Here is a 13,472-nt window from a genome sequence, read left to right as displayed (position 1 = left end):
GTCAGAGGACCGGAAACCCGTTCTGGTACGCCAGACGCGCATCCGCCGCACCCGCCACCACCTGCAGCCGGTCGTCCAGCGACAGGAACGCCGCCCACGCCTCCAAGCCCGATGCCGCCGCCAGCCGATCCACCACCAGCTGCTCCAGCTCGGCGACCCGCTGCCCCTTCCACACCTTGTCAGCGAGGCTGACCAGCAGATCCTCCACCTCGACACCGTCAGCCGTCCACGACCCGTGCGTGCCGGCGAACCGGGCCAGCCGATCCGGCACCCCCAGCTCGAGCAGCAGCTCATACCCGGCCGGCTCATGCTGCCTGCCGGGCTGCGACAGCTCCCGCGGATGCCGCACCTTGCCGATGTCGTGCGTGGCCGCCCCGAACAGCACCGCCTCCCGGTCGAAACCCAGCCGCGGATGCTCGTCGGCCAGCCAGCCGGTCACCTGCCACGCCACGTCGTGCACCAGCCGCAGATGCGCCACCAGCCGCGGCGGCGCCGCCAGGGTCTCCAGCAGCTCGCGGGCGGCGTCCGGAAGAGGCTGCATGGCGGGCCACAATATCGCTCGCGGGCCGTAGCGCCCACCCGCTACCGTGCCCGGCATGCGGCTGGCCGAGATCACCCCGAAGAACTACGAGGCGGCCCTGGCCCTGAGCGTTCGCCCCGACCAGCAGGACCTGGTCGCCCCGGTCGTCAAGTCCCTCGCCGAGGCGTACGTGTATCCCGACCACGCCTGGCCGCGCCTCATCTACGACGGCGACCGGCCCGTCGGGTTCGTGATGGCCTTCCACGACATCGCGTGGGGGCCCGACGAGAACCCGGACGACCTGCGCTCCGGCCTGTGGCGGCTCAACATCGCCGCCGACGAACAGGGCAAGGGCTATGGCACGTACGCGGTGGAGGCCGTCTGCGCCGAGATCCGCTCCCGCGGCCACACCTTGGCGTACGTCACCTACGAGCCACGCCCCGGTGGCCCCGCCCCGTTCTACGCCCGGCTCGGCTTCCGCGAGACCGGCGAGACCGCCGACGGCGAATCCGTGGCCGTGCGCAACCTCTAGCCGACCTGCCCCGCAAGATCGCGGATCACGCCCGCGACGAAAGCGGGATGGGTCATGACCACGTTGTGGCCCGCCTCCACCTCGGCGAGGCGCGCCTTCGCCGGGATGTCACCGCGGCGCGCGGCATAGAACCCCTGGCTCGGCAGCACGACAGTGAGCGGACAGGTGATCCGCTCGTAGACGTCGACACTCGGGAACACGGCAGCGCCGGTATCGGTGGCGATCGTCGCCGTGATCTCCGCGGTGGTGGGCCGCCTCAGGAAGCCGTCACCGTCGGCGACGAAACTGCGCGCGGCCACCGCCCGGGCCAGCTCCGGATCGGCTCCGGCATTGAGCGGGTGCGCCGGCTGCCGCGCGATCCACGCCCGCATCCCCGCCGCGTCGAACCGCAGCCCGTACCCGAACATCCGCTCCAACTCGGCCGCGGACTCCTCGGTCAGGAACCCGGCCAATTGCTCCCGCGCGGTGGCCCGGTCGTCGAGCACCAGACCGTCGACCACACACAGCGCGGACGGCGTGACCAGGCCCGCGGCCGTGACCGCGGTGACCGCGTAACCGCCGGTCGAATGCCCGGCCAGCAGCGGCCGCCGCCACCCCAGCGCCGCGACCACGTCGGCCAGATCCCGCCAGTACTGCTCCGGCGTCTGCGAATCCGCCCGGTTCTGGCCGTGCCCGCGCAGGTCGACGGCGACCACCCGGTGACCGGGAACCAGGAACCCGGCAACCGCGGACCAGACCGCCGCGTTGTGGCCGCTGCCGTGTACGAGCAGCACCTGCGGGCCGTCCCCGCCGTAATCGATCAGCCCCGGCTCAGTCACGGGCAAAGAACTGCTCATAGCGCAGCAGCGTATCGACGAAGGTCCGCCGCTGCCCGGCGTCCAGGGGCGCCAGCGCGTGCTGCCAGGCCTTAGCGCCGGGGGAGAGCCACTGCTCGATCGCCGGCCGGCTGTCCGTGCTGATGTCGATGATGCGCCGCCGGCGGTCCGTGTCGTCCTCGCGCCGCTCCAGGACCCCCTTACGGCTCAGATCACCCACCAGCAGGCTGACCGTGGTAGGGGCGACCCCCAGCTTCCCCGCCAGGTCGTTGACGGTGAGCGGCCCGTCCAGCAGCAGCAACGACAGCAGCGACAGATGCCGTGGCGCCAGGTCGAGATCACGCAGCTGCTCCGGCGGGGGAATCCGCTTGATCCGGCCGATCAGCCGCGGCATCACCAGCAGCAGCTCCCGCACGGCCGCATCCGGCGATTCCGGCGTTGACATCCACCCACCCCCGAATTAGCTTTGCATGCAAAGGTTATTTGCTGTCAAAGGAGATCCTAGTGCCGCACCTGACCGTCCACGCCACCGAAACCGACCTGAAAGGACGCGAGGAACAGCTCATCACCGGCCTCACCGACGCCGTCATCGCCGTCTACGGCCCCTGGGCCCGCGACATCGCCGTCGTCAAACTCGTCGGCGTCCCCGCCGGCCGCTGGGGGATAGGCGGCAAACCCGCCACCAACCCCGCACCCACCATCACCTTCGGCATCAAAGAAGAGGCCTTCAGCCACCCCGGCGTCATCGACCGGCTCGCCGCCGGCGTCACCGACGCGATCACCAACATCCTGGGCGAGCAGACCCGAGAAGCAATCACCGTCGACTTCATCGGCACCCTGCCCGGGCGCACCGCGATCGGCGGCGTCATCACACCCCGATGAGCTGAGCACCCTCCAACACCAGCGGCGCCCACCGAGCAGCACCCGCCGTACCGTGCTTCGGATCCACCCCCACGAACCGTGCCCCGTTGATCCGCGCCACCGTGTGCCGCGCCACCCAGTCCACCGTGGCCCGCTGCCGCACCCGCTCCTCACACAACCAACTGCAATGCTGAAAACTCACCACCGTCGAATGCCCATGCACCTGCGAGAACGGCGCCGGCCGACGATCCAGCAACCACGACCCGTACACCTGACCGGCCTCCGCCCACAACGGCCCGCCGTAACTGAACAACAACTCCTCAGGCCGAGTGTTCAACAGATCCGCCGCCGTCCCCGCCGTCACCGGCCCACCCAGCTCCTCCCACGCCGCCACCGTCAACCCGGCATGCGTGACCAGCAACTCCTCACCCTCAGCGGTACGCACCGCCGCCGCCACCCGCAACCACTCCTTCAACCACCACGTCCGCAGCAACACCGCATCCGCCTGACCCAACGGCACCGGCCAGAACGGCTCCGCACCCAGATACGGCGCCTCATGGTTACCGATCAACTGCACCCACCGCCGCGGATCCGCCTCCAGCCGCTCCCGCACAAACGCCAACACCCCCGGCGAATCCGGCCCCCGATCCACCAGATCACCCACCTGGATCACCACCGTGTCCGGCTCATCCACCAGCGGCCCCACCACCCGCACCAACTGCTCGGCACAGCCACCCACGTCCCCGACAATCACAACCTTCGCCACGGCACGCCCTCCCTGTGCCCGCGACGATAGCCACCAGCAACCAGACACGACCCGCGCCACAGGGGGAGAGGCGGGCCCTATGCTGCCTCCGTGCGCCCGCGCCTGATCAACCACACCGCCGGCCGGCACGCCGCCATCACGCCGACCGCCACCGGCTGGGCAGCCATCCACCAAAACCCCGGCACGGTACGCGTATACGACCCCCACCTCGACACGATCACCACCATCCCCGCACCAGACCGACGCACCCAGATCACTGCCGACACCCAGCACATCGCGATCAGCAGCACGCACGGACTCACCGTCACCACCCACGACGGCACCACCCGCTGGCACCGAACCTGGACCGAAACAGGGGAGACCCACCCGAACACCTGGTCCACGCCCCACTGCCACCTCGCCGACGGCACCCTCTGGACACACCTGCAGAACGCCGCCCAGATCATCACCTACGACCCCGCCACCGGCCGCGAACTCGACCGCCACGCACTCCCGGACGCCGGCAACGGCTGGTTCGTCGAACACCCACACCAGGACGCGCTGGCCCTCAACATCGTCGTCTGCCCCATCGACCACCAACAGGCCTGGCAACTACGACTCGACAACGGACGCATCAGCGCCCACCGGCTACCCGACGCCGGATACCTCGCCGGCTTCCTGCCCGGCAACCGCTACTTCAGCACCGGCCCCGACGGACTCGCCGTCCAGCACGCCGACGGCCATGACCAGATCCGCCGCGACGTCGACGACCTACCCGACAGCGAACCCGGCCGGCACCTGAGCGAAGCCGCCGTCGTCATCCCCGACAGCCACATCCTGATCGCCGTCAGCACCGAAGAAGACCACGGGTACGAGCAACACCTGCTCCTGTCAGCCGACCTCCGCTACCACAGCACCGTCGAATACCCGCAGCCACGCAAGCGCAACTCCCTGCGCGCGGCCAGCGGCCACGGGCGCTGGCTCACCTACGACGACACCCGCGGGGTGCTCGAGTTGTGGGAGCTCGACGGCCACCTCGACGAACACGGCATCCCGGGACAGCTCAGCCTCTTCCCGTAGAGGCGCCGGCCTCCACTCGGGGGACGGGGTACGCCGCCTGGTGGCAATGCGCGGCTCGTCATCGCTTCGGCTGCGGCTATCCGACGGCTCAGACGCGGGGCCCAAGCAAACCCGCGAGGCCCAAAGCAAACTCTGTAGGCCGCGTGTTGCCGGTGCTTAAGGCACCAGCGGCGCCAGGCGACGGATAACGCTCGTCCGGGCCTAAATTTACCGGGTCGATAATGGGCATTATGTCAACCTGGCTCTGAGAGCGGCTCTCTGAGAGGGGTCAGATTCTCCCGGAAAGACGCTTCACCGGCGACATGCACCAACCATCTTCTTATCGGCAGGCCGAGCCGGCCGAAGTCCCGCACTCGTCGCAGCTTTGACCCTCCGTCGGTGGCTCGAACAGTTGATCCAAAGCCCGAAGCGGCCAAGCGGTTGGAGCTCAGGGACGCCGAAGCTGGGTGTGAACAAGTCGCAGCGGGCGCATGGCGGCACGGCGAGCAGTTGGCTCGTGCTTGGCGGGTCGCCGCGGCACTTTCCCAGCGGCGTGCCCCCGCAGGCTTGCCCGGGACACGCGCTTCCAGGGAGGGACTGCCCTGCCCCGCGGTCGGGCCTGGCCGGAATCGTGACGCCTACGGCGGGTCGCGGCGTATCAGTGGCTGGGCGGCGACACATACAACCAGCTGCGGGTGATCCATCTTGGCTGGTTATCAATCCGGCCGCTACCTGAACGAATACCAATAAATGCTGCATAATATGCCTTATGCAGCATGCAGCAATCACCGAGCTGGTTGACGAGTTCCTAGCCGCACGCGCCGTTCGCAAACCGTCGGCGCACACGCTTTCGGCGTACCGTCGCGATCTTGGCCTGGTGTTGCAGCTCGCGCAGCCCGCTCCGGTTACGGTGAGCGACCTCTCCCCTCGCGTGTTGCGGTCCGCGTTCGCGCGGTTCGCGGCGGAGCGGGCCCCGGCCTCGGTCTCCCGGGCCTGGTCTTCGTGGAATGCCTTCTTCACGTTCCTGGTGACGGAGGGTGTGGTGCCGGGGAATCCGATGCCGGCGGTGGACAAGCCGAAGCCGACGGCCCTCTCCCCCAAGCCGTTGCGGGGTGAGGACACTCCGGAGGTCTTGTTACGCACAGTGAGCGTGGCGGATGAGCGGCAGCGGGATCCGTGGCCGGAGCGCGATGTGCTGGTGCTGGCTCTGGCGTTGTGTGCGGGTTTGCGGCTGTCGGAGATGTTGGCGCTGCGGGTGGGTTCGGTGGCGGGGCGTGACGGTGAGCGGCGGGTGGAGGTGGCCGGCAAGGGTGGGCGGCCGCGGACGGTGCCGATCGAGGCGGGGCTGGATGCGGCGGTGGGGCGGTATCTGGATTCGCGGCGGGTGCGGTTCGGGCGGGTGCAGTCGACCGCTCCCCTGCTGGTGGATCGGCGGGGTGAGCCGTTGCTGCGCGGTGGGCTGCAGTATCTGGTGCGCTCGTGTTACCGGCGGGCGGGTATCGGGGATCGGGTGCCGCGGGGTGCGCAGTTGCATGCGTTGCGGCACACGTTCGCGACGCGGTTGGCGGAGGACGGTGCGAACGCGTCGGAGATCATGCGGTTGCTGGGGCATGCGTCGTTGGCGACGTCGCAGTCGTACATCGAGGTGACGGCGGAGCAGCAGCGCGCGGCGGTGCAGGCGAACCGGACGAATCGGGTGTTGCGCGAGCTGGGCTGAGGCGGCTACGGGGCGCGCGGCGCCATCTCGGCGGGGACCAGGATCTCCCCCATCGCTCCGGACAGCCCGGCCATGCTCTCCTCCTCCAGTTCGCCTTTGGGCGCGAACAGGTGCTCGCATGTCTCGCGTAACCGCTGCACCTGGTACTCCAGGTAGGGCACTCCCGACCACCAGGACCCGTCGGCGTCCGGATGCTTGATAACCATGCCGCGTATGATCTCGCGGCGTTCCTCGGTCAGTTGCTCCAGCAGGCTGCCGGTCTCGATCGGCCATTCGCGTACTACCACGCTTGCGGGACCGCAGGGCGTTACGGTGCCCACCGGGTCCGCTTCGCCGGGGACCGGTCGTCCGATCGGCAGCCGGTCGTCGCGGGCGATGGCGATGTCGACGCCGCCGCGGAGGACGTCGTAGGTGCGCAGCGGGAAGAACACCATGATGGTTGCTTCGGTGGTCTCGTCCGGCAGCAGGGTGCTCTGGTCCCACACGACCTGGCCGAATTGGATCAGTTCGGGTTCTTCCATGTGCGTGGTGTTGCTGTATCGGGCACCGGGGCCGTAGTTGTCGTCTGTCATGTCCTTCAACCTGTCAAGATCCAGTGGTTCGGGTCCGGTCGATGCCGGTGATGCGAGGACCTTGACGCCGGAGACCTCGTACAGCGATCCGATCATCCGGGCGTCCACCGTGCCGGTGTTCTCCACGGTGATCGTCAGCGGTACCGCCGCCTGGGTCTTGTGCGCGGTCATTTCGCCGAACTGCAGTTTGATGGAGACGGACGGTCCGGTGTGGGTGGGCAGGTAGTGCGCGGAGTACCACGCCAGGGGCAACGCGAAGACCGCCGCGGCCAGGGTGGCGAGGGCGCCAAGCAGTTCCCCTCGCCGGGTGGGCGGCTCGCCGGGATTTTTCTGACCCTCATCGGTTGCCGGCGGTGGCGCTGCGGCGAAGGTGCGGACCACCTGGCTCAGCAGTAGTGCGTAGCCGGCGGTCACGGCGATCAGCACGGACACGACGAGTGCCGCGGTGAGTTCGACCTGCCGCCAGGAGAGGATGGAAACGGCCACCCAGAGGCTGAGTAGCAGCATGACCGCGGCGGCGACTGCGCCGGGTAGCCACTGGCGGCGAGATCGTCCGGAGAAGGCGGTGACGATGGCGCCGAGGGCGAGTGCCGCGACGAGGACGAGGACGCCGCCGGTGATGCGAGCGGCGATGTCTGATGCCCGGAAGAGGTCGCGCAGGCCGATGAGCAGGGTGCCGGTGGCTCCTGCGGCGAGCCCGGCGAGCGCGACCCGCCAGCACCAGCACCACCATGGGGTCCCCGTCATGGGGTGATTGCATCATCTGCGTTTCAAGAGCAGCAGGGGCTTCCCCCTGTGGTGGGCGATGACCCAGGCGGCGTTTCGCGGCGGCGCTGGAGGTGCCCGGTCCGCCGGTGATCGGGCGGGCGGAGCGGGGGTGACGCGGCCGCCCGGCAAAGCGGCCGCGGGTTCACCGCTGGGCGAAGGAGGGTTGCAGGCCGAGCCGGGACAGGGTCCACCAGAACACCTGGTGGGCGGGGCCGATGGTGAGGGCGCATCCGCCGGCTGCGGTGAGGGCGTGCAGCCGGTAGAGGGTGCGGACGCCGGCGGCGTCGATGAACTGCAGGCGGCTCAGGTCGAGGGTGATGGCGTCGGGGCGGTGTTCGGTGACGGTGTCGACGATCCAGGTGTGCAGCCCGTCGGCGGTGGCCACGTCGAGTTCGCCGGTGACGGTGAGGTCGATGGTGGTGGGCCCGTGGTGGGTGACGGTGAGCTGCAGCGGCGCCGGGTCGACGGTCATGGTGTCATCGTGCGGGCTGGGCGGCGGAAGCGAATCGGTCAGGTGACCGATAGGGCGGTCAGGTTCGGGCGGCGATCCAGGCGGCGATCTGGGTACGCGCGGTGAAGTCGAGCTTGGTGAGGATGTGCTCGATGTGGGTGTTGGCCGTCCGTCTGCTGATCATGAGCCGGTCGGCGATCTGCTGGTTGGTGAGGCCGTCGGCGACGAGTTCGGCGACCTGGCGTTCGCGGGTGGTCAGGGGTGCCGGGTCGGGCGGGTGGTTGGTGGCCGGCCGGGGGCCGGGTTCGTCCAGGGCGTACGCGATGCCGGTGTCGAAGTCGTCGGTGAGGCCGGTGGTGAGGGCGTCGTCGAAGCGCTGGTCGCCGAGGATGTGGCGGGCCTGTTTCTCGGTCCACACCCGGCTGGCGCTCAGGTCCGGGGAGCCGAGCTGGGGCAGGCCGACGGTTTCCCAGAGGCGGTGGGCGAGGCCGATGAGGCGGGCGGCGCGGGCGGCGTCGCCCTGCATGCTGGCGCCGGTGGCGAGGACGTCGACGACCATGGCGCAGCCGCCGTGGTCGCCGAGTTGGCGTTTGAAGCGCAGGGCGGCGCGGGCGTGGTCGACGGCGGCGGTGGGGTTGCCGCGGCCGAGTTCGGCGACGCCGGCGGCCCAGTCGGCGTAGGTGCAGGCCCATTGTTCGTGGTGGTCGGCGCAGAGTTTGCGGTATTCGTCGGTGACGGCGATGGCCCGGTCGAGTTCGTTGAGGAAGGCGAGGGCGATGGCCTGGGCGGCGTAGGCGACGAGCAGGCCGGTGTTCGGGTCGCCGCCGTGGGTGTGCAGGTGGGCGGATTGTTCGGCGAGGGTCATGGCGCGCTGGGGGTCGCCGCTGAATACGGCGATGGCGCTGCCGATGTAGGCGATCCAGCCGGCGGCGGCGGTGTCGTTCTGCGTTTCGGCGTGGGGGCGGCATTGGGCGAGGCGGTTCTCGGCGGCGTCCATGTCGCCCTGCAGGGCGCTGATCCAGGCGCAGACCCAGAGGGCGCGGGTGAGGGCGGGGCCGGGTGGGCTGTCGAGGGTGAGGAGCCGGTCGAGGTAGTAGCGGCCTTCGCGGGGGTGTCCGCAGGCCATCCAGTAGTAGAGCAGGGCGCCGGCGAGTTCGAGGCCGGCCTGGTGTTCGGCCGGGTCGGTGAGGCTGAAGTCGAGGGCGGCGCGCAGGTTGGCGTGTTCGCGGGTGAGCCGGCGGTACCAGTCGGCCTGGCCGGGGCCGCACCACTCGGCGTCGAAGCGGCGGGCCAGGTGCAGGTGGTGGTCGCGGTGGCGGCGGCGCAGGTCGGTTTCGGCGCCGGTGTCGCGGAGTCGTTCGAGGCCGTATTCGCGCAGGGTGTCGAGCAGCCGGTAGCGGGGGTCGGGGTCGTCGTCGCGGTGCAGGATGCTTTTGTCGACGAGGCCGGTGATGACGTCGATGATGTCGTCGGCGGGCAGCTGGTCGTCGGTGCAGACCTGTTGGGCGGCGTCGAGGGTGAAGGTGCCGGGGAAGACGGCGGCGCGGGCCCAGAGCAGGCGTTCGGCGGGGGTGCACAGGTCGTGGCTGCCGTCGATGGCGGCGCGGACCGGGGTGAGCAGCCGGGTGCGGCCGGTTTCGACGAGGTCGGCGATCTGGCCGACGGGCAGGGCGCGGGTGCGTACGGCGGCGAGTTCGATGCCGAGCGGGATGCCGTCGAGGCGTTCGCAGAGCCGGGCGACGGCGCTCTGGTCGGCGTCGGTGAAGGCGGCGGACGCGGCGGTGGCGCGTTCGGTGAACAGGGTGCAGGCGTCGGCGGTGGGCAGTGGTGGCAGGGCGAGGACGTGTTCGCCGGTGGCGCCGAGGGGTTGCCGGCTGGTGGCCAGCACGCGCAGGCCGGGTGCGGCCTGCAGCAGTTTCTGGGCCAGGCCGGCGCAGTCGGCGGCGAGGTGTTCGCAGGTGTCGAGGATGAGCAGCAGCCGGCGGGGCGCGAGGTAGCCGGCGAGGCTTTCGGCGGGTGGCCGGGCGGTCTGGTCCTTGACGCCGACGGCCTGGGCGACGGTTTCGGTGAGCAGGCCGGGGTCGGTGAGGGTGGCCAGGTCGGCGAGCCAGGCGCCGTCGGGGAAGGCGCGGCGGACCTCGGCGGCGACGCGCAGGGCGGTGCGGGTCTTGCCGACGCCGCCGATGCCGGTGACGGTGACCAGGCGGGCGGCGGCGAGCAGGCGTTTGAGTTCCGCCCGCTCGCGGGTGCGGTCGACGAAACTCGACAGTTCGGCCGGGAGGTTGCCGTGAGGGCTCATCGCGGCACCCAGCCTATCCGTGATGGGCCGGGGCGGCCCATCACGGAATCGGTGGATCCTCAGGCGAGGTTGAGCTGGACCTCGACGTTGCCGCGGGTGGCGTTGGAGTAGGGGCAGATCTGGTGTGCCGCGTCGAGGACGGCTTTGGCGGTGGCTTCGTCGAGGCCGGGCAGTTCGGCTTCGATGGTCACCGACAGGCCGAAGCCGCCGCTGGGCAGGGCGCCGATGCCGACGTCGACGGTGATGGCGGTGTCGACGAGGGTGATCTTCTGGGTGCTGGCGACGCGCTTGAGGGCGCTGTGGAAGCAGGCGGCGTAGCCGGCGGCGAACAGCTGCTCGGGGTTGGTGAGGGCGCCGCCGGGGCCGCCCATCTCCTTGGGGATGGCGAGGTCGAAGTCGAGGACGCCGTCGCTGGAGCGGACGTGGCCGTTGCGGCCGTCGCCGGTGGCGGTGGCGGACGCGGTGTAGATGGCGGTCATGCGGTTCCTTTCGAGGAGTGTCGTGCCCGGTTGAGCAGCTGGTGCAGTTGGGTGAGCTCGTCGAGGGTGAGCCCGGTGGCGCAGACGAGTCGCTGGGTGAGGTCGCCGATCTCGTCGCGTAGGGCGTTGCCGGTGTCGGTGAGGTGGATGCGCACGACGCGTTCGTCGTCGGTGTCGCGTTCGCGGCGCAGCCGGCCCTGGGTTTCGAGGCGTTTGAGCAGGGGCGACAGGGTGCCGCTGTCCAGGCGCAGGGTGTGGCCGAGGTCGCGCACGGTGGTGGGTCCGTCGTGCCAGAGCACCCGCAGCACCAGGTATTGCGGGTAGGTCAGGTGGTGGGGTTCGAGCAGCGGCCGGTAGAGGGCGGTCATGCCGCGGCTGGCTGCGTAGAGCTGGAAGCAGATCATGTCGTCCAGGGCGGTGCTCTCACGCATGCCCTGAAAGGTAGTGCCCAATTCAGTTGTGCACAACCGTTCGGACGGGCGCAGCACCGGTATGTGACCATGCCGACATGCCGTCCATCCGCTTCGTGCAGCTCTCCCCCGCCACCCTGACCGCGCTGATCGCCGGCGACCTCGACGAGGCCGGCCGCTCGGCCGGGCACCCGCTGAGCCGGTACCTGGTCGACGAGAAATGGCTGTGGCAGATCCGCCTGGACGACATCCGGCGCAACCCGGCCGCCGCCGACTGGATCGCCCGGGCCGCGGTCGCCGTGCCCGAGGACGTCGTGGTCGGCCACGGCGGGTTCCACGGCCCGCCGGACACCGACGGCATCGTCGAGGTGGCCTACTCGGTGGATCCCGCATACCGGCGCCGCGGCTACGCCAAGGCGATGCTCGCCGCGCTGCTGGCCCGCGCCGACGCCGACCCGCAGGTCACCGCGGTGCGCGCCAGCATCCGCCCGGACAACGTCGCCTCACGGGCCACGATCGCCGGGTTCGGGTTCTTCAAGATCGGCGAGCAGTGGGACCCGGAGGACGGGCTGGAGGACGTCTACCTGCGGTCGAAGCCGACCACCAGCGGCCGGTGATCCGACACCAGCGGGTGCGGGGTGCGCACCTGCACCACCCGGCCCAGCGCGGCCGCCCCGCGCGGATCGGCGACCACATGGTCGAGCTGGGTCTTCGGTGACGGGCTGGGGAAGGTCGCGGCGCGCGCCAGCGGCTTCCAGCCGGTGAACGCGCGCACCGGCCCGGCCGGCATGTTGAGATCACCCAACAGCACGCGGGGCGCGGGCAGGGCACGCAACGCCCGCACGGCATGGCGCAGCTGACGCACATTCCAGCCGGGTACGAACGACAGGTGCGTCGTCGCCACAGTGAGCGGACCGCTGGGCGTCTCCAGCACCGCGGCCAGCAGAACCCGCGGCTCGTCGCGAAGCAGCAGCAGACCGCCGTCCGGCACGTACACCGGGGATCGGACCGGGGCGGCCGGTAACGGGGTGATCTGCCAGCGCACCACCGGGTAGCGGCTGACCAGCGCGATCCCGTACTGCGGGTGGGCGACGTCGACCCCGGAGTGCCACGGCTCCCACACCTCCCCCGGCGTGCCGGCCACCGCCGCGGCGAACCGGTGCGTGGTGGCGCCCAGCGCGTCGGCGGCCAGGGCGGTCAGATCCAGCAGGCCGCTGCGCGGCTGGGCCCGGTCCACCTCCTGCAGGCCCAGCACGTCGGCGTCGAGGTCGGCGACGGCGGCCGCGATCCGGTCGGCGTGTACGGTTCCGTCGGACAACGATCTGCCGTGCAACAGGTTGAAGGTGGCCAGGCGCACACGGCCGACCTTAGCCAACGTGGAGAAGGCATGCTTTTCAAGGCGCTGTGTTGCGTCCTGACCTTGGTGATGATCGGGGCGCTGATCGGCGCCTGGCTGCAGAAGGCCCGGGGCACGAGGTGATCGCCACGCTGCTGATCGCGGCAGCGGCGGCGGGGTGGGTCGATGCGGTGGTCGGCGGCGGCGGTCTGCTGCTGTTGCCCGCGCTGCTGCTGGCCGCCCCGCACCTGCCGCTGGCGACCGCGCTGGGCACCAACAAGCTCGCGGCGATCTGCGGGACCAGCACGGCAGCTGTCACGTACGCGCGGCGCACCAAAATCGACTGGGGGGTGGCCGGGCCGTCCGCGGTCCTGGCGCTGGTCTGCTCCGGCTGCGGGGCCGCCCTGGCCGGCGGGATCCCGGCGAGCGCGTACCGGCCGGTCATCATCGGCGTGCTGGTGGCGGTCGCGGTGTTCGTCACCGTACGCCCGCAGATGGGCCTGCGCGAGCACATGGAGAAGCGCACCCCGTGGCGGCGCGGCATCGCCGTGGCCGTGGCCGGCGGCGTGATCGCCGCCTACGACGGGCTGATCGGCCCCGGCACCGGCACCTTCCTGGTCCTCGCGTTCACCACGATCGTCGGCGCCGATTTCCTGCACGGCTCGGCGATGGCGAAGATCGTCAACACGGCCACCAACCTGGGCGCCCTGGTGGTGTTCGCCGCCACCGGCAACGTGGCCTGGCTGATCGGCGCCGCGATGGCGGTCGCCAACATCGCCGGCTCGGTCGTCGGCGCCCGGATGGCGTTGCGCCGCGGCGCCGGATTCGTGCGGATCGTGCTGCTGGTCGTCGTCCTCGCGCTGATCGTGCGCCTCGGGTACCTGCACTGGCAGGAATCGTGACAGGCG

Annotated in this window: 16 protein-coding genes; 6 read left to right on the top strand and 10 right to left on the bottom strand. The window is 70.6% G+C overall.

Translation table 11 applies throughout. From position 1 onward, the window contains the following. Window position 1 precedes the first annotated feature (1 nt). Window positions 2-541 carry an HD domain-containing protein gene (locus OHA21_RS14110; protein ID WP_328474045.1) on the bottom strand — a complete coding sequence of 180 codons (540 nt, stop codon included), beginning with the start codon at window positions 539-541 and terminating at the stop codon, window positions 2-4. A gap of 55 nt (window positions 542-596) precedes the next feature. On the opposite strand from OHA21_RS14110, the gene OHA21_RS14105 reads away from it, so the two are divergent. Further along, window positions 597-1,052: a GNAT family N-acetyltransferase gene (locus OHA21_RS14105; RefSeq protein ID WP_328474043.1), complete on the top strand. Its 456-nt coding sequence runs from the start codon at window positions 597-599 to the stop codon at window positions 1,050-1,052. Here the strand turns inward: OHA21_RS14105 and OHA21_RS14100 are convergent. Then, the gene (locus tag OHA21_RS14100) at window positions 1,049-1,870 is read right to left on the bottom strand and encodes an alpha/beta fold hydrolase (protein ID WP_328474041.1); all 822 of its coding nucleotides are present in this window, start codon (window positions 1,868-1,870) and stop codon (window positions 1,049-1,051) included. The two genes, OHA21_RS14105 and OHA21_RS14100, sit on opposite strands and share 4 nt — an antisense overlap. Beyond that, entirely contained in the window at window positions 1,863-2,312 is a 450-nt protein-coding gene (locus OHA21_RS14095) for a MarR family transcriptional regulator (RefSeq protein WP_328474039.1), read from the bottom strand. Before OHA21_RS14095 ends, OHA21_RS14100 begins: the two co-directional genes overlap by 8 nt. Window positions 2,313-2,371: 59 nt before the next feature. Between OHA21_RS14095 and OHA21_RS14090 the strand changes: the two genes are divergently transcribed. Beyond that, window positions 2,372-2,749, top strand: coding sequence for a hypothetical protein (locus tag OHA21_RS14090; protein WP_328474037.1), 378 nt, complete (start codon window positions 2,372-2,374; stop codon window positions 2,747-2,749). Here the strand turns inward: OHA21_RS14090 and OHA21_RS14085 are convergent. Continuing rightward, window positions 2,736-3,554, bottom strand: coding sequence for a metallophosphoesterase (locus OHA21_RS14085; RefSeq protein ID WP_328474035.1), 819 nt, complete (start codon window positions 3,552-3,554; stop codon window positions 2,736-2,738). The genes OHA21_RS14090 and OHA21_RS14085 overlap by 14 nt on opposite strands. 30 nt (window positions 3,555-3,584) lie before the next feature. Here OHA21_RS14085 and OHA21_RS14080 point away from each other — a divergent pair, with 30 nt between their 5' ends. Continuing rightward, entirely contained in the window at window positions 3,585-4,553 is a 969-nt protein-coding gene (locus OHA21_RS14080; protein WP_328474033.1) for a hypothetical protein, read from the top strand. A gap of 748 nt (window positions 4,554-5,301) precedes the next feature. Beyond that, window positions 5,302-6,249: a tyrosine-type recombinase/integrase gene (locus OHA21_RS14075; RefSeq protein WP_328474031.1), complete on the top strand. Its 948-nt coding sequence runs from the start codon at window positions 5,302-5,304 to the stop codon at window positions 6,247-6,249. A 5-nt stretch (window positions 6,250-6,254) separates the two neighbouring features. On the opposite strand, the gene OHA21_RS14070 is transcribed toward OHA21_RS14075, so the two are convergent. The 5 genes from OHA21_RS14070 to OHA21_RS14050 all read right to left on the bottom strand — a co-directional run bounded on the left by OHA21_RS14070 (window position 6,255) and on the right by OHA21_RS14050 (window position 11,249). Further along, window positions 6,255-7,568 (bottom strand): hypothetical protein, encoded by a 1,314-nt coding sequence (locus OHA21_RS14070; protein ID WP_328474029.1) that lies wholly within the window; start codon window positions 7,566-7,568, stop codon window positions 6,255-6,257. Between the two features lie 163 nt (window positions 7,569-7,731). Beyond that, a complete protein-coding gene (locus OHA21_RS14065) occupies window positions 7,732-8,061 on the bottom strand; it encodes an STAS domain-containing protein (RefSeq protein ID WP_328474027.1) in 330 nt (109 codons plus the stop codon). A gap of 58 nt (window positions 8,062-8,119) precedes the next feature. Further along, window positions 8,120-10,339 (bottom strand): ATP-binding protein, encoded by a 2,220-nt coding sequence (locus tag OHA21_RS14060; RefSeq protein ID WP_328474025.1) that lies wholly within the window; start codon window positions 10,337-10,339, stop codon window positions 8,120-8,122. Between the two features lie 59 nt (window positions 10,340-10,398). Further along, on the bottom strand, window positions 10,399-10,818 hold the full coding sequence (locus OHA21_RS14055; protein WP_328474023.1) for an organic hydroperoxide resistance protein: 420 nt from the start codon (window positions 10,816-10,818) through the stop codon (window positions 10,399-10,401). Then, a complete protein-coding gene (locus tag OHA21_RS14050; RefSeq protein ID WP_328474021.1) occupies window positions 10,815-11,249 on the bottom strand; it encodes a MarR family winged helix-turn-helix transcriptional regulator in 435 nt (144 codons plus the stop codon). Before OHA21_RS14050 ends, OHA21_RS14055 begins: the two co-directional genes overlap by 4 nt. A gap of 77 nt (window positions 11,250-11,326) precedes the next feature. Between OHA21_RS14050 and OHA21_RS14045 the strand changes: the two genes are divergently transcribed. After that, a complete protein-coding gene (locus OHA21_RS14045; RefSeq protein WP_328474019.1) occupies window positions 11,327-11,845 on the top strand; it encodes a GNAT family N-acetyltransferase in 519 nt (172 codons plus the stop codon). Here OHA21_RS14045 and OHA21_RS14040 read toward each other — a convergent pair. Further along, a complete protein-coding gene (locus tag OHA21_RS14040) occupies window positions 11,809-12,585 on the bottom strand; it encodes an endonuclease/exonuclease/phosphatase family protein (protein ID WP_328474017.1) in 777 nt (258 codons plus the stop codon). The genes OHA21_RS14045 and OHA21_RS14040 overlap by 37 nt on opposite strands. Before the next feature lie 119 nt (window positions 12,586-12,704). On the opposite strand from OHA21_RS14040, the gene OHA21_RS14035 reads away from it, so the two are divergent. After that, window positions 12,705-13,466, top strand: coding sequence for a sulfite exporter TauE/SafE family protein (locus OHA21_RS14035; RefSeq protein ID WP_328474015.1), 762 nt, complete (start codon window positions 12,705-12,707; stop codon window positions 13,464-13,466). Window positions 13,467-13,472: the final 6 nt, after the last annotated feature.

Source organism: Actinoplanes sp. NBC_00393 (genome assembly GCF_036053395.1).
Taxonomy (GTDB): Bacteria; Actinomycetota; Actinomycetes; order Mycobacteriales; family Micromonosporaceae; genus Actinoplanes.
Note: the sequence above shows the minus strand (reverse complement) of the source record. Positions and strands in the feature narration are given on the sequence as shown.